This window comes from Methanobrevibacter sp. 87.7, from assembly GCF_002208625.1.
GTDB lineage: Archaea > Methanobacteriota > Methanobacteria > Methanobacteriales > Methanobacteriaceae > Methanarmilla.
This window is the reverse complement of record NZ_MRCT01000299.1, coordinates 1-230: the sequence shown is the minus strand read 5'-3', so window position 1 is coordinate 230 and position 230 is coordinate 1. Positions and strand designations below refer to the sequence as shown.

General features: G+C 45.2%; 1 protein-coding gene. It reads right to left on the bottom strand.

Translation table 11 applies throughout. The annotated features are described in order from the left end of the window. Positions 1-230 (bottom strand): cobaltochelatase subunit CobN (locus tag BGI41_RS08305; protein WP_143744833.1); only part of this gene is annotated, 230 nt, incomplete at both ends.

Genomic DNA, 230 nt, shown 5'->3' with positions numbered 1-230 from the left:
TTTCCAATGCTATGACATTAGGCAAGTCCTCAACTTTCTTACCTGTAGGAATGCCCTCTTCGTCAAATCCTGCACTTGATGAGTTATGCCAGACAGGCTCCATTCCTAAAAGGTAGAGCACTGTAGAGACTAGGGCACCGTCATCCCTTGCAGTCTCTACACACCAGATACCCATGATTATCTTTTCTGTAGTGTCATTAAGGTCTGCCAAGGTTAGAAGTGAGAGTGTC